The following is a 21,923-nucleotide window of genomic DNA, read 5'->3' as shown; positions in this document are numbered from 1 at the left end:
TCTTGACTGCTCTATTAAACGCGGCGCCGCTTGCGCGGACGGCAGCCGTTGTGCGGGATCGAAGTGACGTCACGGATCGAGGTGACGTTGAAACCGGCAGCCTGGAGAGCGCGCAGCGCAGACTCGCGACCCGAACCAGGACCGCGCACTTCAACCTCAAGGGTCTTCATGCCGTGTTCCTGAGCCTTCTTGGCGGCATCTTCAGCAGCGACCTGAGCCGCGTACGGGGTCGACTTGCGAGAACCCTTGAAGCCCATCACACCCGAGGAGCTCCACGAAATCGTGTTGCCCTGCATGTCAGCGATGGTGACCATGGTGTTGTTGAAGGATGCATTCACGTGAGCAACACCCGACGTGATATTCTTGCGCTCCTTGCGGCGGACGCGCGTGGTTTCAGTCTTAGCCATTTAATTCCTCTGATCGATATCTACGCTGCCGTCAGCCTTGGAGCGGCCCCGGCAGCTACATCGAAGAACCCCAAATGGGTTCTTACTTCTTCTTGCCGGCGATCGGCTTGGCCGGACCCTTGCGGGTGCGGGCATTGGTGTGGGTACGCTGACCGCGAACCGGCAAACCGCGACGGTGGCGCAGGCCGCGATAATTACCCAGGTCCATCAGACGCTTGATGTTCATTGCCACATTGCGGCGCAGATCACCTTCCACGACATAGTCGCGGTCGATGGTTTCACGGATCTGGATAACTTCAGCGTCGGTCAATTCATTGACGCGGCGCTCGGCTGGAATGCCAACCTTGGTGCAGATATCCTCGGCGAACTTGTCACCGATCCCGTGGATATACTGCAACGCGATGATCACGCGCTTATTCGTCGGGATATTGACGCCAGCAATACGAGCCACGTCTGCTCTCCTTCATTCAACACGGATACCGTCACGGCCCGTGCCTTTAAACAACAAGGGACCGGATTTCGACCCCCAACCAATTGAGGAACCGAATCCAGCCCAATAATCTATGGAACTGACGCGGTTCTTTAAGGACTTGACAAGCCAGAGTCAACTGCCCTGCCAAATCTGCCTTCAGTGCTCGATGGCCGCCTTGATGGCATCGGTCACTGCGGTGACCGGCGCCATGCCGTCCACAGTTCGCAGTAGACCCTTGCCACTGTAATAGGCAACCAACGGCGCGGTTTGCTCGCCGTAAACGGCAAGGCGCTTGCGCAGCACGTCCTCGTTGTCGTCGGCGCGAGCGCCGCCACTTTCCTTGGCGCGATTAATCACGCGCTGGACCAGAACATCGGGATCGGCCTTGATCTCGACCACGGCGTCGAGCTCGACACCCTTGGCCGCCAGCATCTCACCCAAGGCTTCCGCCTGGGCAATGGTGCGGGGAAAGCCGTCGAGGATAAAGCCCGGCTGGCAGTCCTGTGCATCGAGGCGTTCAGCAACGATGCCATTGACGATCTCGTCGGAAACTAGATCCCCACGATCCACAATGGCCTTGGCCTCAAGCCCCAACGGGGTCTTGGCCGCAATAGCCGACCTCAGGATGTCCCCGGTGGAGAGCTGCGGAATTCCGTAGGTCTCCAGCAGGATTTTTGCTTGTGTCCCCTTGCCCGCTCCTGGCGGCCCCAACAGGATCAACCTCATCGACGTTTGCCCCCACCCAGACGAGACTTCTTGACCAGCCCTTCATATTGCTGCGCGATCAGATGGCTCTGGATCTGGCTAACCGTATCGAGCGTCACCGTCACCATGATCAGCAGCGAGGTGCCGCCGATGAACTGGCTCACCGCCAGCTGGTTGTGGATCAACTCGGGAATCAGCGCCACAACAGTCAGATAAAGCGCGCCGATCAGAGTGATACGAGTCAGCACATAGTCGATGTACTGAGCGGTCCGTTCGCCGGGACGAATGCCCGGGATGAAGCCGCCAGAGCGCTTGAGATTGTCGGCAGTTTCCTGCGGGTTGAAGACGATTGCCGTGTAGAAGAAGGCGAAGAAAATGATGAAGAAGGCAAAGAGCGCAAGGTAAAGTGGTTGCCCACGACCAAGCAGCGCCGTGGTCACCTGAAGCCATTGCGGCGCGTTGCCTTGAGCGGCAAAGGACGCGATGGTTGCAGGCAGCAGCAGGAGCGATGAACCGAAGATCACCGGGATCACGCCTGCCGTGTTGAGCTTGAGCGGCAGATGCGAGGTATCGCCTTGGAACATCTTGTTGCCGACCTGGCGCTTTGGATACTGGATCAGCAGCCGGCGCTGGGCGCGTTCAAAGAACACGATGAAGGCAATCACCGCAATCGAAAGCAGCACGATGCCAAAGCCAGCCAGGGGCGGCAAGGCACCGGTCCGGCTCAGCTCGAAAGTCTGAACAATCGTGGTCGGCAGGTTGGCGACAATACCGGCAAAGATGATCAAGGAAATGCCGTTACCTACGCCGCGTGCAGTGATCTGTTCGCCCAACCACATCAGGAACATGGTGCCGCCAACCAGCGTGATCACCGTCGAGATACGGAAGAACCAACCTGGATTGAGCACAACGCCTTGGCTGCCCTCCAGTCCGACGGCGATGCCATAGGCCTGAACGGCACAAAACACCACGGCAAGATAGCGCGTGTACTGGTTCATCTTGCGACGGCCAGCTTCGCCTTCTTTCTTGAGCGCCTCAAGACGAGGCGATGCGGTGGCGATCACCTGCACGACGATCGAAGCCGTGATATAGGGGATCAGGTTGAGGGCAAAGATCGCCATGCGTTCGACGGCACCGCCGGCGAACATGTTGAACATGCCGATAATGCCCTGCTGGGATTGTTCGAAGGTCGCGCGGAACGCGTCCGGATCAATGCCAGGAACGGGAATAAAAGTGCCAAGACGATAAACGAGCAGCGCGCCCAGTGTGAACCAGATGCGCTGCTGAAGGGCCTTGGCCTTCGAGAAGGTCGAGAAGTTTAGATTACGAGCTAGTTGCTCGGCTGCGGACGCCATGCATCGCTCCCTATGGCTTTAAGGCCAGGCGCGTAAGACCGAGTGAAATCACTCGGCCTGTGCGTCCTCTGCCGTCGACTTTGCCTTGAGCAAATCGACCTTGCCGCCTGCAGATTCAATAGCTGCAAGCGCACCCTTGGTTGCATAATCAACCTTGAAGGTGACCTTGGAGGCGGTGAAACCCTCAGCACCGATCAGGCGCACGCCGTCCTTGACGCGACGGATCACGCCGGCAGCAACAAGAGCCTGAGCATCGACAATACCGGACACGTCCAGCTTGCCGCTATCGATGTAGTTCTGGATGCGATCGATACGGATCTGGTTCCAGTCCTTGGGGTTCGGCGGATTGAAGCCGCGCTTTGGCATACGCATGTGAAGGGGCATCTGGCCGCCTTCAAAACCGTTGATCGCCACGCCTGAGCGTGCGGTCTGGCCCTTGCCACCGCGACCACCGGTCTTTCCCTTGCCCGAACCGATACCGCGGCCTACGCGGATACGGGTCTTGCTGGAGCCTGGATTATCACGAAGTTCGTTCAAACGGGTCATGGGGGACCTTCTTTCCTACTCGCCGATTACGCGGACGAGGTGCGGGAGCTTGTTGATCATGCCGCGCACTTCGGGCGTATCAATCAGCTCGCGCTTCTTGTTCATCTTGTTCAGCCCCAGACCGATCAGGGTTGCACGCTGCACCTTGTCACGGCGGATCGGTGATCCGATCTGCTGGACGGTAATGGTTTTGCCATCAGCCATTTTTAATCTCCGACTAGGTGGTGCGATCAGACTTCGACGGCAGCTTCGCCGCGGCGAGCCTGCAGTTCGGAAACCTTTAGGCCACGACGGGAGGCCACCGAGCGAGGGCTATCAACGCGCTTGAGCGCATCAAAGGTAGCCCGCACCATGTTGTATGGGTTTGCAGTGCCCTGCGACTTAGCAACGATGTCGTTGATGCCAAGAGTTTCGAACACAGCGCGCATCGGACCACCAGCAATGATGCCGGTACCGGGAACGGCTGCGCGCAGGATCACCTTGCCGGCGCCGTGACGACCCTGCACATCGTGGTGCAGCGTACGAGCGTCGCGCAGGGGTACGCGGATCATCTGCCGCTTCGCCTGCTCTGTGGCCTTGCGGATTGCTTCTGGAACTTCGCGCGCCTTGCCGTGACCAAAGCCAACGCGGCCCTTCTGGTCGCCAACAACAACAAGCGCTGCAAAGCCGAAGCGACGGCCACCCTTGACCACCTTAGCCACACGGTTGATGTGGACCAGGCGATCGACGAATTCGCTTTCGCGTTCTTGAACGTCTCTGCTCATAATGTTTTTCCTTGCCGTGTCTTAGAACTGCAGACCGCCCTCGCGGGCTGCCTCTGCAAGGGCCTTTACACGGCCGTGATAGATGTACGACCCACGGTCGAAGACGACTTCGGCAACGCCAGCCTGGGTGCCGCGCTCGGCAATCAACTTGCCGATCGCTGCTGCAGCCTCGGCGGTGCTGCCATTGGCAACACTGGACTTGATGTCCTTGTCGAGCGTCGAAGCGGCCGCAAGGGTGCGACCCGTCGTGTCATCGATGATCTGAGCGTAGATATTCTTGTCCGAACGGAAAACCGACAGACGCGGACGACCGAAGGCACGAGCCTTGAGCGCCTTGCGGACACGGGCCTTGCGGCGCTCCGCACCTTTTGCACTAATAGCCATAGCTGGCGCTCCTTACTTCTTCTTGCCTTCTTTGCGGAAGACCTGTTCGCCCAGGTACCGCACGCCCTTGCCCTTGTAGGGCTCTGGAGCACGCCACTCGCGGATATTGGCCGCAACCTGGCCAACCTGCTGCTTGTCCGTACCGGTTACGATGATCTCGGTCGGTGCAGGGACAGCAAGCGTGATGCCCGCAGGGGCTTGGTAGATCACTTCGTGGCTGAACCCAAGCGAAAGCTTGATGTCCTTGCCCTGCATTGCAGCGCGATAACCAACACCCTGGATCGCCAGCCGCTTTTCAAAGCCCGTGCTGACACCGGTGACCATGTTCTGGATCAGTGCACGGGTGGTGCCCCAGGCAGCGCGCGCCTCACGGGTGTCGTTGGCCGGAACAACGGTGATGCCGTCGTCGCCCTGCTCAACATTGACAACTTCCATGAGGGGCAGGCTCAGCTCGCCCTTGGGCCCCTTGGCGGTTACGGTGCGACCATTGACGGTCACCGTAACGCCACTCACCGGTGCAACCGGTTTCTTGCCAGTACGTGACATTTTCAGTTCAATCCTTGAGTAATCGTCTTACCGTGGATCCAGGGCACAAGCCCTAGAACACGCGGCAGAGTACCTCGCCACCGACATTGGCGGCCTTGGCTTCGTGGTCGGCCATCACACCCTTGGGGGTGGAGAGGATCGACACACCCAGGCCATTCGCAACCTGGGGGATATTCTTGACCGACGCATAAACGCGACGGCCGGGACGCGAAACGCGCTCGATGGTGCGAATCACGGGGTCGTTTTCGGCATACTTCAGTTCAATTTCGTATTCGGCAGCGCCGTTCTCGAACTTGGTTTCCGAATAGCCGCGGATGAAGCCTTCGGACTGAAGCACGTCCAGGACGCGGCCACGCAGCGTGGAAGCCGGCGTGGACACGGAAGTCTTGCGGCGCAACTGGGCATTGCGGATGCGGGTCAGCATATCGCCGATGGGATCGGAAAAGCTCATCTCAGATTCTCCTTACCAGCTCGACTTCACGAGGCCGGGAATCATGCCCATGTTGCCCAGCTCACGCAGGGCAATACGGCTCATCTTGAGCTTACGATAGTAAGCGCGTGGACGACCCGACACTTCGCAACGATTGCGCACCCGCACCTTGGCGGAATTGCGCGGCAGTTCGGCCAGCTTCAACTGGGCCGCGAAACGCTGATCAATGGGGATCGACTGATCCTTGGTCTGCGCCTTGAGAGCTGCGCGCTTGCCGGCATACTGCTTGGCGAGCGCAACGCGCTTCTTGTTCTTTTCAATGGAGCTGGTCTTGGCCATGTCCTGTTCCTTATCCTTCCCCTGCCCGCTTACTGGCGGAACGGGAAGTTGAATGCCTTAAGAAGCGCGCGCGCCTCATCATCGCTCTTGGCCGTCGTCGCAATGACGATGTCCATGCCCCAGACCTGGTCAACCTGATCGTAGTTGATTTCCGGGAAGATGATATGTTCCTTGATGCCCATAGCGTAGTTGCCACGGCCGTCAAATGAATTCGGATTGAGGCCGCGGAAATCTCGCACGCGGGGCAGCGCAATGTTGACCAGACGGTCAAGGAATTCATACATGCGCGTCTTGCGCAGCGTGACCTTGACGCCCAGCGGCATGTCTTCGCGCACCTTGAAGCCGGCGATCGACTTGCGAGCATGGGTGATCACGGGCTTCTGGCCGGCAATCTTTTCCAGATCGCCCGCAGCGCTCTTGACCTTCTTGGTGTCGTTGACGGCTTCGCCAACGCCCATGTTCAGCACGATCTTGTCGAGCTTGGGCATTTCCATGACGTTCTTGTAGGAGAACTGCTCCTGAAGAACCTTGCGGATATTTTCTTCATACTCGGTACGAAGCCGCGGAATGTAAGCGGTCTCAGCCATCGATCACATCTCCGGTCGACTTGGCAACGCGCGTCTTGACGCCGTCGTTGATCTGGAAACCGACGCGGGTGGGCTTGCCATCCTTGTCGGCGAGCGCGATGTTCGACAAATGGATCGGGGCTTCCTTGGTGAAGATCCCTGCATCGGTCGACGCGGTCTGCTTGGTGTGGCGACGAACCAGGTTGATACCCTGGACCAGCGCCTTGGTTTCGGTCGGGATGACCTGCAGGACCTGCCCGGTCTTGCCCTTGTCCTTGCCGGCCAGGACGACGACCTTGTCGCCCTTTTTAATCTTGGCAGCCATTACAGCACCTCTGGCGCGAGCGAAATGATCTTCATGTGGTTCTTGGCGCGAAGCTCGCGCGGAACTGGTCCGAAGATACGAGTGCCGATTGGCTCTTTCTGATTGTTGATCAGAACCGCGGCATTCTTGTCGAAGCGTATTACGGTGCCATCGGGACGACGGATGTCGAACGCGGTGCGAACGACCACGGCCTTCATGACCTGGCCCTTCTTGACACGGCCACGTGGAATGGCATCCTTGACGGAGACGACGATGATGTCGCCGACCGAAGCGTACTTGCGGTGCGAACCGCCCAGTACCTTGATGCACATGACCCGTTTGGCGCCGGAGTTGTCGGCAACATCGAGATTGGACTGCATCTGGATCATGGCGTAGCACCTTCCTGAGCCGCGTCCTGAACCAGCGTCCAGCGCTTGTTCTTGGAAATCGGCGCACACTCTTCGATCCAAACGATCTGCCCGACCTTGGCCAGATTGGCCTCGTCATGGGCGTGATACTTCTTGGACCGGCGAACCGTCTTCTTCATCACGGGATGCGTGAAGCGGCGCTCAACGCGCACCACGACCGTCTTCTCATTGGCGTCGGAGACCACAGTCCCCTGCAAAACGCGCTTTGGCATGGTCGCGGCTCCTTACTTCGCTGCGTTCTTTTCGCCGAGGATCGTCTTGATCCGCGCGATGTCGCGGCGGACGGACTTTACCTGGGCCGGCTTTTCCAGCTGCTGGGTAGCGCGCTGGAAACGCAGGTTGAACTGTTCTTTCTTGAGGTCGACGAGCTGATCCTTCAGTTCGTCTGCGGTCTTGCTCCGCACATCACTGGCTTTCATGCTCGCAGTCCTTAGTCGGCAATGCGGGTAACAACCCGCGTCATGATCGGAAGCTTCATTGCGCCAAGGCGCAGCGCTTCCTTGGCAACGTCCTCGGGGACGCCGTCGATCTCGAATACAATGCGGCCCGGTTTAACACGAGCAGCCCAGAATTCAACCGAACCCTTGCCCTTACCCATACGCACTTCAGTCGGCTTCTTGGAAACCGGCACATCTGGGAAGATACGGATCCAGACACGACCCTGGCGCTTCATCTCGCGGGTAATGGCGCGACGAGCAGCTTCGATCTGGCGAGCGGTGACCCGCTCTGGCTCAGTTGCCTTGAGGGCATACTGGCCGAAGGCAAGCTCGGTGCCGCCCTTGGCGACGCCGTGGATACGGCCCTTGTGCGCCTTGCGGAACTTAGTCTTTTTTGGTTGCAGCATAATGAACTAACCTTCTTATGCGCGTTCACGATCGCGGTCACCGCGATCAGGCCGCGGACCACGCTCGCTGCGTTCGCTACGCTGACCACCGGCATCGTTGCCTTCAGTCGCGCGACGCTCATGGGCAGTGGGATCGTGCTCAAGAACTTCACCCTTGAAGATCCAGACCTTGATACCGATGATGCCATACGTGGTTTCGGCTTCGGCAGTGCCGTAGTCGATATCAGCACGCAGGGTGTGCAGCGGAACGCGACCTTCGCGGTACCATTCGGTACGAGCGATGTCAGCGCCACCAAGGCGACCACCAACATTCACGCGGATGCCACCGGCGCCCATGCGAATTGCGGTCTGCACAGCACGCTTCATGGCGCGGCGGAAGGCAACACGACGTTCCAGCTGCTGGGCAATGCCTTGGGCAACGAGGGTCGCATCGGTTTCCGGCTTGCGCACTTCAACGATGTTGATGTGCACTTCGCTGTCAGTGTACTTCTTGACCTTGGCGCGGATCTTGTCGATGTCCGCGCCCTTCTTGCCGATCACGATGCCCGGACGGGCGGTGTGGATCGACACGCGGCACTTACGGTGCGGACGCTCGATGACGATCTTGGACACGGCAGCGGCCTTGAGGTCCTCGAGCAGAGTCTCGCGGATCTTGAGGTCTTCCTGCAGCAGCGAACCGTATTCGCCCTTGTTGGCGAACCAGCGGCTGTCCCAGGTGCGGTTGATGCCCAGGCGGAAGCCAATTGGATTGATCTTCTGGCCCATTATGCGGCCTCCTCAACTTGCCGGACGATGATCGTCAGATGCGCGAAAGGCTTCTCGATCCGCGACGACCGGCCACGGCCACGAGCCGTGAAACGCTTCATGACAAGCGAGTTGCCGACATAGGCTTCGGCGACGACGAGCGCGTCGGTATCGAGGCCATGGTTGTTCTCGGCGTTCGCGATGGCGCTCTCGAGCACCTTCTTGACCTGGCCGGAAATGCGCTTGTGCGAGAACTCGAGTTCGGCGAGAGCCTTCTCGACCTTCTTGCCACGGATCAGCTGGGCCAGAAGGTTGAGCTTCTGCGGGCTGATGCGCAGCATGCGCAACACAGCCTTGGCCTCGTTGTCCTTGAGCGAACGCTGGGTTTTTGGCTTGCCCATCTTACTTCCTCTTGGCCTTCTTGTCGGCCGCATGCCCGTAATAGGTACGGGTAGGAGCGAATTCGCCGAACTTGTGGCCGATCATGTCTTCAGTGACGTTCACCGGAACATGCTTCTGGCCGTTGTGGACGCCGAAGGTGATGCCGACAAACTGCGGCAGAATGGTCGAGCGGCGGCTCCAGATCTTGACCACATCGCTGCGGCCTGACGACTGGGCCTTCTCGGCCTTCTTGAGCAGATAGCCGTCAACAAACGGCCCCTTCCAAATCGAACGGGTCATGTTTTACCTGCCCTTCTTCACGTGGCGGCTACGAACGATGAACTTGTCCGTTGCCTTGTTGCTGCGAGTCTTCTTGCCCTTGGTCGGCTTGCCCCAAGGCGTAACCGGGTGACGGCCACCAGAGGTACGGCCTTCACCACCACCATGCGGGTGATCGATCGGGTTCATGGCCACGCCGCGGGTGACGGGCTTGCGACCCAGCCAACGCGACCGGCCGGCCTTGCCGAGCGAGGTGTTGGAGTGGTCCTGGTTGGAAACCGCGCCAACGGTTGCAAGGCAAGTGCCATGCACGCGGCGCTGTTCACCCGAGTTCAGGCGCAGGATCGCCCAACCCTGGTCACGACCAACATACTGGGCATAAGCACCAGCCGAGCGAGCGACCTGACCGCCCTTGCGGGGCTTAAGCTCAATGTTGTGCACGATCGTGCCAACGGGCATACGCTCGAGCGGCATTGCATTGCCGGGCTTCACGTCGGCGCCGTTCATCGAAGAGATGACCTTGTCACCACCCGACAAACGCTGCGGCGCAATGATATAAGCCTTCTCGCCGTCTTCGTAGATCACCAGGGCGATCCAGGCGGTGCGGTTGGGATCGTATTCCAGCCGCTCGACAGTGCCGACCGAGTCGAACTTGACGCGCTTAAAGTCAACCAGACGATAGGTCCGCTTGTGACCGCCGCCACGGTGGAACGCAGTGATGCGTCCACGGTTGTTACGGCCGCCCTTTTTGGACAAACCCTCGGTCAAGGTCTTGACCGGAGCGCCCTTCCAGAGTTCCGAACGATCGGTCGTGATCAGCTGACGACGGCCTTCGGAGGTGGGATTGTAAGTTTTTAGAGCCATTTTTGTCTCTGTCCCTTAGAGGCCGGTCGAAATATCGATCGACTGGCCGTCGACGAGGGTCACGATGGCCTTCTTGACGTCGTTACGAACGCCGATCTTGCCGCGGAAACGCTTCACCTTGCCCTTGCGGACGAGGGTGTTAACTGCCTTCACCTTGACCTGGAAGAGCTGCTCGACGGCAGCCTTGATCTCGGTCTTGCTGGCATCGATTGCCACATCGAAAACAACCTGGTTGTTTTCCGAAGCCATGGTCGACTTTTCAGTCACCACTGGATTGCGGACGATGTCGTAAGCGCTAAGCTTGTTCATGCGAACCTCGCTTCCAGCGCTTCGAGCGCTGCCTTGGTCAGGACGAGCTTTTCACGCTTGAGGATCGAAACAACGTTGATCCCCTGCACCGGCAGCACGTCGATGTGCGGAATGTTGCGGGCGGCCAGAGCGAAGTTCTGGTCCACAGCCGCACCATCGATGATCAGCGCATTGGACCAGGCCAAGTTGCCGAACACGGTGCGAAGCGCCGCAGTCTTGGGAACAGCAGTCGCAACGCTATCCAGGACGATCAGATCGCCTGCCTTAGCCTTTGCCGACAAAGCATGCTTGAGTGCCAGGGCGCGGACCTTCTTGGGAAGATCGATCGCATGGCTGCGCGGGGTCGGACCGAATGCACGGCCACCACCACGGAACTGGGGAGCCTTGCGATCGCCGTGACGGGCGCCGCCCGAACCCTTCTGCTTCACGAACTTCTTGCCCGTGCGCACGCCTTCCGAACGATGCTTGACATCGTGCGTGCCGGACATGGCCTTGAGCTGCTGGTAGCGAACCATGCGGTGCAGGATGTCCTGCCGCACTTCGAGGCCGAACACGTCGTCAGCAAGCGTAACGCTGCCGTTCGACTGGCCATCAAGAGTGGTTACCTGGAGTTCCATTTATACTGCCTCCCCCGCAACATCAGCGGCGGGCTTGAACGAACCGGGGAAAGCCGCATCTTTGGGAGCGGGCTTCTTGACGGCGTCCTTGATCATGATCCAAGCGCCCTTGGCACCTGGGACCGAACCCTGGATCATGATCAAACCGCGCTCGACATCGGTCTTGACGACCTTGAGGTTCTGCGTGGTGATGCGACGATCGCCCATATGGCCCGGCATCTTCTTGTTTTTGAAGGTCTTGCCCGGGTCCTGACGGCCACCGGTCGAACCGATCGAACGGTGCGACACAGACACACCGTGGGTCGCGCGCAGACCACCAAAGTTCCAGCGCTTCATACCGCCGGCAAAACCCTTACCAATCGAGGTGCCGGTGACATCCACCAGCTGGCCTTCGACAAAGTGGTCAGCCTGCAGCTGCGCGCCGACCTCGATGAGGTTGGCCTCATCAACGCGGAACTCAGCGACGTGGCGCTTTGGCTCGACCTTGGCGACGGCGAACTGGCCGCGTTCTGCCTTGGTCGTATTCTTGGCTTTCGCCTGCCCAGCACCGAGCTGCAACGCCACATAGCCGTCTTTTTCCGCAGTCCGCTGACCTACCACCTGGCAGTTCTGCAGCTCAAGCACCGTGACCGGCACATGCGCGCCGTCATCGGTGAAAATGCGGGTCATGCCCAGCTTCTGTGCGATCAATCCAGAACGCATCGGTTTAAACCTTTTCAAACTGGCGCTGTGCCGGGTCATTGTTTCCCAAGAGGACCCTGTTGGCGGCAAGCGCGAAAATTATGTCACTTAGAGCTTGATTTCGACGTCCACACCGGCGGCGAGGTCGAGCTTCATCAGTGCATCAACCGTCTGGGGAGTCGGATCCACGATGTCGAGAAGACGCTTGTGGGTCCGGATCTCGAACTGCTCGCGCGACTTCTTGTCGATGTGCGGCGAGCGGTTGACGGTGAACTTCTCGATCCGCGTCGGCAACGGAATTGGGCCGCGTACCTGCGCGCCCGTACGCTTGGCCGTATTGACGATCTCGCGGGTCGAGCTATCGAGCACACGATGGTCAAAGGCCTTGAGCCTGATGCGAATATTTTGACCGTTCATCTTGTGAATCCTGACAGAAATGGACGCGGCGCGCGTCAATCCGCGCGCCGCGAATAAACAGTCGCTCTTACTTAAGGATCTTGGCGACCACGCCGGCGCCGACGGTGCGGCCACCTTCACGGATAGCGAAGCGGAGCTTCTCTTCCATTGCGATCGGAACGATCAGCTGAACGTTCATGTTGATGTTGTCACCAGGCATAACCATTTCCGTGCCTTCCGGCAGGGTCACGATACCGGTCACGTCGGTGGTCCGGAAGTAGAACTGCGGACGGTAGTTACCGAAGAACGGGGTGTGACGGCCGCCTTCTTCCTTGGTGAGGATATAGGCCTCAGCAACGAAGTCGGTGTGTGGGGTCACGGAACCGGGCTTGCACAGAACCTGACCACGCTCCACCTGGGTGCGGTCGATACCACGGATCAGCGCGCCGATGTTGTCGCCAGCCTGGCCCGAGTCGAGCAGCTTGCGGAACATTTCGACACCCGTAACGGTGGTCTTCTGGGTTGCCTTGATGCCGACGATTTCGACTTCTTCGCCAACCTTGACGATGCCGCGTTCAACGCGACCGGTCACCACAGTACCACGACCCGAGATCGAGAACACGTCTTCGATCGGCATCAGGAACGGCTGGTCAACAGGACGCTCTGGCTGCGGGATGTACTCGTCAACGGTCTTCATCAGCGCCAGAACGGCGTCGTGACCAAGAGCCTTGTCCGAGTCCTCGAGAGCGGCCAAGGCCGAGCCCTTGGTGATCGGGATATCATCGCCGGGGAATTCGTACGAGCTCAGGAGCTCGCGGACTTCCAGCTCAACCAGCTCAAGCAGTTCCGGATCGTCGACCATGTCGCACTTGTTCAGGAACACCACGAGAGCAGGCACGCCAACCTGACGGGCCAGCAAGATGTGCTCGCGCGTCTGGGGCATTGGGCCGTCAGCAGCCGACACGACCAGGATCGCGCCGTCCATCTGGGCTGCGCCGGTGATCATGTTCTTCACATAGTCGGCGTGGCCGGGGCAGTCCACGTGAGCGTAGTGCCGATTGGCAGTCTCATACTCAACGTGAGCGGTGTTGATGGTGATGCCACGGGCCTTTTCTTCGGGCGCCGCGTCGATCTGGTCGTACGCCTTGAAGGTCGCGCCACCGGTTTCGGCCAGAACCTTGGTGATGGCTGCGGTCAGCGAGGTCTTGCCATGGTCAACGTGACCGATGGTGCCGATGTTGCAGTGAGGCTTATTGCGGGAAAACTTTTCCTTGCCCATTGCTTCTCTCCGTATCGGTTAGCCCTGCGGCCAACCTAGTTTCAGTTTCTTGTTTAGGCGTACTTGGCCTGGACTTCGTCAGCGACTGCCTGTGGCACTTGCTCGTAGTGGTCGAACGTCATCGTATATTGTGCACGACCCTGGCTCATGGAGCGCAGCGAGTTCACATAGCCGAACATGTTCGCGAGCGGCACATAGGCATTCACCACCTGAAGGACACCACGACTCTCGGTTCCATGAATTTGGCCCCGACGGGAGTTCAGGTCGCCGATGACGTCGCCCATGTAATCTTCCGGCGTGACAACTTCAACCTTCATGATGGGCTCCAGGATTTTTGGAGCCGCTTTACGAAGACCTTCGTTGAAACCAGCACGACCGGCGATTTCGAATGCCAGCACCGAGGAGTCAACATCGTGGTAGGCGCCTTCGGTCAGCGTCACCTTGACGTCCACGATCGGGAACCCGATCAACGGACCGGCAGCCATCACCGACTTCACGCCCTTTTCGACGCCCGGGATGTATTCCTTGGGCACGGAGCCACCAACAACAGCGTTGACGAACTCAAGACCCTTGCCGACTTCACCTGGCTCAACCGTCAGCTTGACGCGAGCGAACTGGCCCGAACCACCCGACTGCTTCTTGTGGGTATAGTCCACATCGGCCTTGCGGGTGATGGTTTCACGATAAGCCACCTGCGGCTGACCGATATTGGCTTCCACCTTGAACTCGCGACGCATGCGGTCAACGAGAATGTCGAGGTGCAACTCGCCCATGCCCGAGATGATGGTCTGACCCGATTCTTCGTCGGTCTTGACGCGGAACGACGGATCCTCGGCAGCCAGGCGATTGAGTGCAAGACCCATCTTCTCTTGGTCGGCCTTCGACTTCGGCTCAACCGAGATATCGATAACCGGCTCGGGGAAGATCATGCGTTCAAGGATAACCGGAGCATTCTGCGCGCAAAGCGTATCGCCCGTGGTCGTGTCCTTAAGGCCAACGATAGCGACGATGTCGCCAGCAAAGGCTTCGGTGATCTGCTCGCGGCTGTTGGCGTGCATCTGGAACATACGGCCGACGCGTTCGCGCTTTTCCTTGACCGTGTTTTCCAGCATTGCGCCCTGCTCGATGTGACCCGAGTAGATGCGGCAGAAGGTCAACGAACCCATGTGCGGATCGTTGGCAATCTTGAAAGCCAGCATCGAGAGCGGCTCGTTGTCGTCAGCGTGACGCTCGATCGGCGCTTCGGTACGGGCATCGATACCCTGGATGGCCGGAACGTCAGCGGGCGACGGCAGATAGTCGATCACGCCGTCCAGCAGAGGCTGCACGCCCTTGTTCTTGAAGGCGGAGCCCGCAAAGATCAGGAAGAACTTGGCGTCGATAACACCGCGACGGAGCAGCCGGCGGATCGTATCGTTGTTTGGCACTTCGCCGTTCAGATACGCTTCCATGGCGTCGTCGTCGAGTTCAACCGCGGCTTCGATCAGCGCTTCGCGATACTTCTCGGCTTTGTCCTTGAGGTCCTCGGGGATCTCAACAACGTCCCACTGGGCCCCGAGCTCTTCGTTGCGCCAGACCAGAGCGTTCATCTCGATCAGGTCGACAACGCCCTTGAACTCATTCTCAGCGCCGATCGGCAGCTGAACCGGAACGCCCTTGGCACCAAGACGCGAACCGACCATTTCGACGCAGCGATAAAAATCGGCGCCGATCTTGTCCATCTTGTTCACGAAGATCAGACGGGGAACCCGGTACTTGTCGGCCTGACGCCAAACGGTCTCAGTCTGTGGCTCAACACCAGCATTGGCGTCCAGCAGGGCAACGGCGCCGTCGAGCACACGCAGCGAACGCTCAACTTCAATGGTGAAGTCAACGTGGCCGGGAGTGTCGATGATGTTGAAGCGGTGCTGGGTACCGTTGCGGTCTTTCCAGAACGTGGTGGTAGCAGCAGACGTGATCGTGATGCCGCGCTCCTGCTCCTGCTCCATCCAGTCCATGGTCGCGGCGCCGTCGTGGACTTCGCCGATCTTATGGGACTTGCCGGTGTAGTACAGAATGCGCTCAGTCGTAGTCGTCTTGCCAGCATCGATGTGCGCCATGATGCCGAAGTTACGATAGAGCGGAATTGGATATTCGCGTGCCATAGGGCGCTCCTACTACCAGCGGTAGTGCGAGAAGGCACGGTTGGCGTCAGCCATACGGTGCGTATCTTCGCGTTTCTTGACGGCCTGACCACGCCCGTTCACAGCATCCATGAGCTCGCCAGAAAGGCGCTCACGCATGGTGTTCTCACCGCGCTTGCGGGCCGAGTCGATCAGCCAGCGAATGGCAAGAGCCTGCTGACGGTCGGCACGGACCTCGACGGGAACCTGGTAGGTTGCACCGCCAACACGGCGTGAACGAACTTCTACAGCCGGACGGATGTTGTCGAGCGCGGTATGGAACACCGTGATCGGGTCCTGCTTGATCTTGGCTTCAACGATGTCGAACGCACCATAAACGATGGACTCGGCAGCGGACTTCTTGCCGTCCTTCATCAGGGAGTTCATGAACTTGGTTACGACGAGATCACCGAACTTGGGATCAGGGATAACGTCACGCTTTTCTGCGCGGTGGCGACGGGACATGACTCTCTCCTTACTTCGGACGCTTCGCGCCGTACTTAGAACGACGCTGCTTGCGGTCCTTCACGCTCTGGGTGTCAAGGACACCACGGAGCACGTGATAACGAACACCCGGAAGATCGCGAACACGACCGCCACGGATCAGCACAACCGAGTGCTCCTGGAGGTTGTGGCCTTCGCCCGGAATGTACGAGATCACCTCGCGGGAGTTGGTCAGGCGCACCTTGGCGACCTTGCGAAGGGCCGAGTTCGGCTTCTTCGGAGTGGTCGTATAGACACGGGAGCACACGCCGCGCTTCTGCGGATTGGCTTCCATTGCGGGAACCTTGTTCCGCTTGGGCTTGCTGGCGCGTGGTTTGCGGATCAGCTGATTAATGGTCGGCATTGAGCTCTTTCCATCGTCCAAATTCATTTCGATCGTGACAAGCAAACCAAAATAGCGCTCACCTGACCCCCTAAGGGGTATGGCGGCGCCTCAATTGCAGCGGACCACGCGCCAACAAAGGCGGCAGTCATGCGCACAAGGATTTACTTCGTCTATCTACCCACAGTGTGTTTGAGTGTCCTGGATGCCCGCGCTAGGTGGCAGGTACCCGAAGCGACAATCACGACCGACCGCTAAGGTATGGGCTGTTTAGAGGCGGAGAGTCGTTCCGTCAAGGATTCTTTCGTGATTTTGCGCATTGGAGGCATGCGTCAAATATTCAGCATGTTGAGATTTGCGACCTTCATGACGGTTCAACCATGCTTCTCCTTTCGGGCGCCACGCCCTTCCTCCAAAGCAGTGAAAGTGTAGTGTTCGATCGAGCAACAGCCCCTTGGCTGTCAGCCCACCATGGAGGTTTTGATGAGAGTTATAGCAAAGACTGCCGGCGCATTCATGGTGCTCGCTTTTACCGGCATTGCCACAGGGCAAGAGGCGATTACCGGGGCCGATGTGGATGCGGTTCTAGCGGCAGCAACCGAGTACGGTACAGCAGTCCTTTCGGCTCAGCCCAACGGGGATCCACTGATCAATGGCAAGATCGGAGAAGTCGGCTATCAGATCTTGTTCCGCAACTGCACGGACAATGCCGACTGTGAGGACATCAACTTCTTTCTTGGCTTTGTTGATGTGAAGCCAACGCTGGAGGTGATCAACGAGTGGAATGCATCCAAGCGTTTTAGCCGCGCCTACCTCGACCAGGACAAGGACGCGTGTGTCGAGATGGACATCGATCTGGTCGAAGGGGTGAGCCCGGCCTACCTCAATTCGCAAATAGCAATTTGGACCATGGTGGTCGAGCAATTCGCAGATCACGTCGGTTACACGGCGCCGTCCTAGGCGCTTGGACCGCTGCCTCGCCTCGTTCGCCATCGTTGAACCGCCACTGCGGGAGCGACATGTGCAGCTGGCATAAAGAAAGGGGGCCTTGCGGCCCCCTCCCCTAAATCGCAGTAGCTGGTCTTACTCGGCTGCTGTTGGCGCCGGGATCTGAACGGTCGACGCCTGGCGACGGCGCTCCTCGAGGATAAGGTCGTCGCGCTTGGCGGCGATCATCCGTGCCGAGGAGATACCCGCGCCGGTGCCGGCTGGGATCAGACGGCCCACGATCACGTTCTCCTTGAGACCCTCGAGCAAATCGGCCTTGCCCGAAACCGCTGCTTCCGTGAGAACGCGGGTGGTTTCCTGGAACGAGGCTGCCGACACGAACGAGCGGGTCTGGAGCGACGCCTTGGTGATGCCGAGCAGGACCGGGTTGGCGGTTGCCGGCTTCTTGCCTTCGCTGACCAGCTGGTCGTTGAGTTCGTCGAAATCCAGCTTGTCGAGCTGCTCGTCCTTGAGCAGGCCGGACTCACCGGGATCCACGATCTCAACCTTCTGCAGCATCTGGCGAACAATCACCTCGATGTGCTTGTCGTTGATCAGCACGCCCTGCAGTCGATAGACCTCCTGGATTTCATTGACGAGGTAACGAGCAAGCTCTTCCACGCCCTTGATGGCCAGGATGTCATGCGGCGCCGGGTTGCCGTCGAGGATGTACTCACCCTTTTCAATGGCGTCGCCTTCCTGAAGGTGGAAGGGCTTGCCCTTGGGGATCAGGTACTCGACGGGCTCTGCACCTTCTTCATGCGGCTCGATGATGACGCGACGCTTGTTCTTGTAGTCGCGACCGAACCGGACGGTACCATCGATCTCGGCGATGATGGCGTGGTCCTTCGGACGACGAGCTTCGAACAGTTCGGCCACACGCGGCAGACCGCCAGTGATGTCCTTGGTCTTGGCCGATTCCAGCGGGATACGGGCCAGCACGTCACCGGGCGCAACCTTCTCGCCGGGTTCAACCGCAATGACGGCATCAACCGAGAGCAGGTAACGAGCGTCGCCGCCACGTTCCACCTTCTGGACCAAACCACCTCGGGCAATGGCAATCGCGGGCTTGAGGCCCTCGCCACGCTGGTTGGTGCGCCAGTCGATGACAACGCGCTTGGTGAAGCCGGTGGCTTCGTCGGTGTTTTCCGCAACCGAGGCACCATCGACGAGATCTTCGAACACGACCTCGCCTTCAACTTCGGCAAGCACTGGACGGGTGTAGGGATCCCATTCAGCCAAACGCTGACCACGCCGCACCGTGTCGCCTTCAGCGACGAGGAGCTTGGAGCCGTAAGTCACCTTATGGGTAGCCCGCTCCTTACCGTCGGCATCGAGGATGGCCAGCGACACGTTACGCGACATCACCACATGGCGACCGCCCTCGATCTTGGCGAGGTTCGGATTACGAACGGCAATCGTGCCTTCCGCACCGGCCTCAAGGAACGAGGAGTCGACCACCTGCGCCGTGCCACCAATGTGGAACGTACGCATGGTGAGCTGGGTGCCGGGTTCACCGATGGACTGAGCAGCGATAACGCCTACAGCCTCACCCATGTTTACCGGAGTACCCCGGGCCAAGTCACGACCATAGCAGGCCGCGCAGGTACCCTGACGCATGTCGCAGGTCAGCGGGGAGCGAATCCGGATCGACTGGATGCGCGCTTCCTCGATGATGTCGATATGCTTTTCTTCCAGCAGCGTACCCTTGGTGGCGATCAGATCACCGGACAGCGGATGGAAGATGTCGTCGGCAGCAGTACGACCAAGTACCCGCTGGCCGATGGAAGCCACGATCTGGCCGGCATCGACAATCGGCTCCATGGTCAGGCCACGCTCGGTGCCGCAATCGTTTGACACGATGATCGCGTCCTGCGCCACGTCCACCAGGCGACGGGTGAGATAGCCCGAGTTCGCGGTCTTCAACGCCGTATCCGCCAGACCCTTACGGGCACCGTGGGTGGAGTTGAAGTATTCGAGAACGTTGAGGCCTTCCTTGAAGTTAGCCGTGATCGGGGTCTCGATGATCGAGCCATCGGGACGGGCCATAAGACCACGCATACCAGCCAGCTGCTTCATCTGCGCCGGTGAACCACGCGCGCCTGAGTGGCTCATCATGTAAACGGAGTTGATGGGCTTTTGGCGGCCGGTTTCTTCGTCGATTTGGACGGTGCGGATGGCTTCCATCATCTTTTCGGCCACGGCGTCGCCGCATTTGGCCCAGGCGTCAACGACCTTGTTGTACTTCTCGCCCTGAGTAATCAGGCCGTCATTGTACTGCTGCTCGAACTCTTCCACTTGCTTACGGGCAGCTTCCACGATCGTGTACTTGGACGCCGGGATCACCATGTCGTCCTTGCCGAACGAAATGCCAGCGTCGCAGGCGTTCTTGAAGCCGAGCTGCATGACGCGATCACAGAAGATCACGGTCTCCTTCTGACCGCAGCCACGGTAAACCGTGTCGATCATCTTGGAGATCATCTTCTTGGTCATCAGCTGGTTGGCCGTCGAGAACGGCACCGCCGGGTTCTTGGGCAGGATCTGCCCAATCAGCATGCGGCCAGGCGTGGTTTCCACGATCTCGGTGGTCTTGTTGCCCGCTTCATCGAAGCTGGTGACACGGCCTTTGATCTTGGTGTGGAGGGTCACGACCTTGTTGTCGAGGGCATGCTCGAGCTCGGCATAAGAGCCGAACACCATGCCTTCGCCCGGCTCCTTCTCGTTCATCAACGAGAGGTAGTAGAGGCCCAGCACGATATCCTGCGAGGGCACAATGATCGGCTGACCATTGGCGGGGTGCAGGATGTTGTTGGTCGACATCATCAGCACGCGCGCTTCCAGCTGCGCTTCGAGCGACAGCGGAACGTGCACGGCCATCTGGTCACCGTCGAAGTCGGCGTTGAAAGCCGAGCAAACGAGCGGATGCAGACGAATGGCCTTGCCTTCGATCAGGATGGGCTCAAAGGCCTGGATGCCAAGACGGTGGAGCGTGGGCGCGCGGTTCAGCAGAACCGGGTGCTCACGGATCACTTCGTCAAGGATATCCCAGACTTCGGGCTTTTCTTTCTCAACCAGCTTCTTGGCCTGCTTGACGGTCGAGGAGAAACCCTTGGCCTCAAGGCGCGAGTAGATGAAGGGCTTGAAGAGCTCAAGCGCCATCTTCTTGGGCAGGCCGCACTGGTGCAGCTTGAGGTTGGGACCAACGGTGATGACCGAGCGGCCGGAATAGTCGACGCGCTTGCCGAGCAGGTTCTGGCGGAACCGGCCCTGCTTGCCCTTGAGCATATCGGACAGCGACTTGAGCGGACGCTTGTTGGCACCGGTGATGGTGCGGCCACGGCGGCCGTTGTCGAACAGCGCGTCCACAGCTTCCTGCAGCATGCGCTTTTCGTTGCGGATGATGATGTCGGGCGCACGCAGCTCGATCAGGCGCTTCAACCGGTTGTTGCGGTTGATGACGCGACGATAAAGGTCGTTCAGATCGGACGTGGCAAAGCGGCCACCATCCAGCGGCACCAGCGGGCGCAGCTCGGGCGGAATGACCGGGATAACGGTCATGATCATCCATTCGGGCTTGTTGCCCGAAACAATGAACTGCTCGACGATCTTGAGGCGCTTGGCCAGCTTCTTGGGCTTAAGCTCGGTGGTGGACTCGGCAATCTCGACACGCAGGTCAGCGGCGATCTTTTCGAGATCGAGCGCCAGCAGGATGTCGCGAATGGCTTCAGCGCCGATCTTGGCGGTGAAGCTGTCGGCACCGTATTCGTCCTGAGCGTCCAGGAACTGCTCTTCGGTCAGCAGCTCGTGCTGGGTGAAGGGGCTGAGGCCCGGATCGAGAATAACGTAGTTCTCGAAGTAAAGAATGCGCTCGATGTCCTTGAGCGTCATATCGAGCAAGAGCGCGATACGGGACGGCAAAGACTTCAGGAACCAGATGTGAGCAACGGGCGCGGCCAATTCAATATGGCCCATGCGCTCGCGACGCACGCGGCTGAGGGTCACCTCAACGCCGCACTTTTCGCAGATGACGCCCTTGAACTTCATGCGCTTGTACTTGCCGCACAAGCATTCGTAGTCCTTCACCGGGCCAAAGATGCGCGCGCAGAAAAGACCGTCGCGTTCAGGCTTGAACGTACGATAGTTGATGGTCTCGGGCTTCTTGATCTCGCCGTAGGACCAGCTCAGGATCTTCTCGGGCGAAGCGATGGAGATCTTCATCTGATCGAAGGTCTGCACCGGGACAGCCGGATTAAACGGGTCCATGACGTGGGAATGATGGTTCATTCAAACTCTCCTCTACCCGCCCGG

31 protein-coding genes are annotated in these 21,923 nt (G+C 59.2%); 1 reads left to right on the top strand and 30 read right to left on the bottom strand.

Annotated elements, in window-relative coordinates:
* Positions 1-14: 14 nt before the first annotated feature.
* The 29 genes from rpsK to rpsL form a co-directional block, all read right to left on the bottom strand.
* Complete coding sequence (gene rpsK / locus HRQ64_RS09920) at positions 15-407, bottom strand: 30S ribosomal protein S11 (RefSeq protein WP_127752922.1); 393 nt, start codon at positions 405-407, stop codon at positions 15-17.
* Positions 408-489: 82 nt separating this feature from the next.
* Entirely contained in the window at positions 490-858 is a 369-nt protein-coding gene (gene rpsM / locus HRQ64_RS09915; protein WP_108398542.1) for a 30S ribosomal protein S13, read from the bottom strand.
* 177 nt (positions 859-1,035) lie between these two features.
* Entirely contained in the window at positions 1,036-1,605 is a 570-nt protein-coding gene (locus HRQ64_RS09910; protein ID WP_127752921.1) for an adenylate kinase, read from the bottom strand.
* Positions 1,602-2,939, bottom strand: a complete 1,338-nt coding sequence (gene secY / locus HRQ64_RS09905; RefSeq protein ID WP_127752920.1) for a preprotein translocase subunit SecY — start codon at positions 2,937-2,939, stop codon at positions 1,602-1,604. The genes HRQ64_RS09910 and secY overlap by 4 nt, the downstream gene beginning before the upstream one ends.
* 48 nt (positions 2,940-2,987) lie before the next feature.
* A complete protein-coding gene (gene rplO / locus HRQ64_RS09900) occupies positions 2,988-3,485 on the bottom strand; it encodes a 50S ribosomal protein L15 (protein WP_172123153.1) in 498 nt (165 codons plus the stop codon).
* Between the two features lie 15 nt (positions 3,486-3,500).
* A complete protein-coding gene (rpmD, locus tag HRQ64_RS09895; RefSeq protein WP_127752918.1) occupies positions 3,501-3,689 on the bottom strand; it encodes a 50S ribosomal protein L30 in 189 nt (62 codons plus the stop codon).
* Positions 3,690-3,715: 26 nt separating this feature from the next.
* Positions 3,716-4,249: a 30S ribosomal protein S5 gene (rpsE, locus tag HRQ64_RS09890; RefSeq protein WP_127752917.1), complete on the bottom strand. Its 534-nt coding sequence runs from the start codon at positions 4,247-4,249 to the stop codon at positions 3,716-3,718.
* A gap of 21 nt (positions 4,250-4,270) precedes the next feature.
* Positions 4,271-4,633, bottom strand: a complete 363-nt coding sequence (rplR, locus tag HRQ64_RS09885) for a 50S ribosomal protein L18 (RefSeq protein ID WP_127752916.1) — start codon at positions 4,631-4,633, stop codon at positions 4,271-4,273.
* Between the two features lie 12 nt (positions 4,634-4,645).
* A complete protein-coding gene (rplF, locus tag HRQ64_RS09880) occupies positions 4,646-5,179 on the bottom strand; it encodes a 50S ribosomal protein L6 (RefSeq protein ID WP_127752915.1) in 534 nt (177 codons plus the stop codon).
* Between the two features lie 52 nt (positions 5,180-5,231).
* Positions 5,232-5,630 (bottom strand): 30S ribosomal protein S8, encoded by a 399-nt coding sequence (gene rpsH, locus HRQ64_RS09875; protein ID WP_127752914.1) that lies wholly within the window; start codon positions 5,628-5,630, stop codon positions 5,232-5,234.
* A gap of 12 nt (positions 5,631-5,642) precedes the next feature.
* A complete protein-coding gene (gene rpsN / locus HRQ64_RS09870) occupies positions 5,643-5,948 on the bottom strand; it encodes a 30S ribosomal protein S14 (protein ID WP_127752913.1) in 306 nt (101 codons plus the stop codon).
* Between the two features lie 29 nt (positions 5,949-5,977).
* On the bottom strand, positions 5,978-6,535 hold the full coding sequence (rplE, locus tag HRQ64_RS09865; RefSeq protein WP_127752912.1) for a 50S ribosomal protein L5: 558 nt from the start codon (positions 6,533-6,535) through the stop codon (positions 5,978-5,980).
* Positions 6,528-6,839 carry a 50S ribosomal protein L24 gene (rplX, locus tag HRQ64_RS09860; protein WP_127752911.1) on the bottom strand — a complete coding sequence of 104 codons (312 nt, stop codon included), beginning with the start codon at positions 6,837-6,839 and terminating at the stop codon, positions 6,528-6,530. The genes rplE and rplX overlap by 8 nt, the downstream gene beginning before the upstream one ends.
* Complete coding sequence (gene rplN, locus HRQ64_RS09855) at positions 6,839-7,207, bottom strand: 50S ribosomal protein L14 (protein WP_046138380.1); 369 nt, start codon at positions 7,205-7,207, stop codon at positions 6,839-6,841. The genes rplX and rplN overlap by 1 nt, the downstream gene beginning before the upstream one ends.
* On the bottom strand, positions 7,204-7,458 hold the full coding sequence (gene rpsQ / locus HRQ64_RS09850; protein WP_127752910.1) for a 30S ribosomal protein S17: 255 nt from the start codon (positions 7,456-7,458) through the stop codon (positions 7,204-7,206). The genes rplN and rpsQ overlap by 4 nt, the downstream gene beginning before the upstream one ends.
* 12 nt (positions 7,459-7,470) lie before the next feature.
* Positions 7,471-7,665, bottom strand: coding sequence for a 50S ribosomal protein L29 (gene rpmC / locus HRQ64_RS09845; RefSeq protein ID WP_046172875.1), 195 nt, complete (start codon positions 7,663-7,665; stop codon positions 7,471-7,473).
* An 11-nt stretch (positions 7,666-7,676) separates the two neighbouring features.
* Positions 7,677-8,090 (bottom strand): 50S ribosomal protein L16, encoded by a 414-nt coding sequence (gene rplP, locus HRQ64_RS09840; RefSeq protein WP_108459097.1) that lies wholly within the window; start codon positions 8,088-8,090, stop codon positions 7,677-7,679.
* Positions 8,091-8,105: 15 nt separating this feature from the next.
* The gene (gene rpsC / locus HRQ64_RS09835; protein ID WP_127752909.1) at positions 8,106-8,855 is read right to left on the bottom strand and encodes a 30S ribosomal protein S3; all 750 of its coding nucleotides are present in this window, start codon (positions 8,853-8,855) and stop codon (positions 8,106-8,108) included.
* Positions 8,855-9,235 (bottom strand): 50S ribosomal protein L22, encoded by a 381-nt coding sequence (gene rplV / locus HRQ64_RS09830; RefSeq protein WP_127752908.1) that lies wholly within the window; start codon positions 9,233-9,235, stop codon positions 8,855-8,857. The genes rpsC and rplV overlap by 1 nt, the downstream gene beginning before the upstream one ends.
* 1 nt (position 9,236) lies before the next feature.
* On the bottom strand, positions 9,237-9,515 hold the full coding sequence (rpsS, locus tag HRQ64_RS09825) for a 30S ribosomal protein S19 (RefSeq protein ID WP_126151783.1): 279 nt from the start codon (positions 9,513-9,515) through the stop codon (positions 9,237-9,239).
* A gap of 3 nt (positions 9,516-9,518) precedes the next feature.
* Positions 9,519-10,358: a 50S ribosomal protein L2 gene (gene rplB, locus HRQ64_RS09820; RefSeq protein WP_172123152.1), complete on the bottom strand. Its 840-nt coding sequence runs from the start codon at positions 10,356-10,358 to the stop codon at positions 9,519-9,521.
* A gap of 15 nt (positions 10,359-10,373) precedes the next feature.
* On the bottom strand, positions 10,374-10,667 hold the full coding sequence (locus HRQ64_RS09815) for a 50S ribosomal protein L23 (RefSeq protein ID WP_127752906.1): 294 nt from the start codon (positions 10,665-10,667) through the stop codon (positions 10,374-10,376).
* Positions 10,664-11,284, bottom strand: a complete 621-nt coding sequence (gene rplD, locus HRQ64_RS09810; RefSeq protein ID WP_172123151.1) for a 50S ribosomal protein L4 — start codon at positions 11,282-11,284, stop codon at positions 10,664-10,666. Before rplD ends, HRQ64_RS09815 begins: the two co-directional genes overlap by 4 nt.
* Positions 11,285-11,986 carry a 50S ribosomal protein L3 gene (rplC, locus tag HRQ64_RS09805; RefSeq protein ID WP_127755207.1) on the bottom strand — a complete coding sequence of 234 codons (702 nt, stop codon included), beginning with the start codon at positions 11,984-11,986 and terminating at the stop codon, positions 11,285-11,287. It abuts the gene before it with no gap.
* 87 nt (positions 11,987-12,073) lie between these two features.
* Positions 12,074-12,382 carry a 30S ribosomal protein S10 gene (rpsJ, locus tag HRQ64_RS09800; RefSeq protein WP_072338649.1) on the bottom strand — a complete coding sequence of 103 codons (309 nt, stop codon included), beginning with the start codon at positions 12,380-12,382 and terminating at the stop codon, positions 12,074-12,076.
* A 67-nt stretch (positions 12,383-12,449) separates the two neighbouring features.
* Complete coding sequence (gene tuf, locus HRQ64_RS09795; RefSeq protein WP_127752904.1) at positions 12,450-13,640, bottom strand: elongation factor Tu; 1,191 nt, start codon at positions 13,638-13,640, stop codon at positions 12,450-12,452.
* 53 nt (positions 13,641-13,693) lie between these two features.
* Positions 13,694-15,784 carry an elongation factor G gene (gene fusA, locus HRQ64_RS09790; RefSeq protein WP_127752903.1) on the bottom strand — a complete coding sequence of 697 codons (2,091 nt, stop codon included), beginning with the start codon at positions 15,782-15,784 and terminating at the stop codon, positions 13,694-13,696.
* 12 nt (positions 15,785-15,796) lie between these two features.
* Entirely contained in the window at positions 15,797-16,267 is a 471-nt protein-coding gene (rpsG, locus tag HRQ64_RS09785; RefSeq protein WP_127752902.1) for a 30S ribosomal protein S7, read from the bottom strand.
* A gap of 10 nt (positions 16,268-16,277) precedes the next feature.
* Positions 16,278-16,649 (bottom strand): 30S ribosomal protein S12, encoded by a 372-nt coding sequence (gene rpsL / locus HRQ64_RS09780; RefSeq protein ID WP_046136734.1) that lies wholly within the window; start codon positions 16,647-16,649, stop codon positions 16,278-16,280.
* A gap of 462 nt (positions 16,650-17,111) precedes the next feature.
* Between rpsL and HRQ64_RS09775 the strand changes: the two genes are divergently transcribed.
* Complete coding sequence (locus HRQ64_RS09775) at positions 17,112-17,588, top strand: YbjN domain-containing protein (protein WP_172123150.1); 477 nt, start codon at positions 17,112-17,114, stop codon at positions 17,586-17,588.
* 123 nt (positions 17,589-17,711) lie between these two features.
* Here the strand turns inward: HRQ64_RS09775 and rpoC are convergent, their stop codons facing one another.
* A complete protein-coding gene (gene rpoC / locus HRQ64_RS09770; protein WP_172123149.1) occupies positions 17,712-21,899 on the bottom strand; it encodes a DNA-directed RNA polymerase subunit beta' in 4,188 nt (1,395 codons plus the stop codon).
* Positions 21,900-21,923 lie beyond the last annotated feature (24 nt).

Source organism: Devosia sp. 919 (genome assembly GCF_013185965.1).
GTDB lineage: Bacteria > Pseudomonadota > Alphaproteobacteria > Rhizobiales > Devosiaceae > Devosia.
The sequence above is the reverse complement of the archived record's forward strand: the minus strand, read 5'-3'. Positions and strand labels throughout refer to the sequence as shown.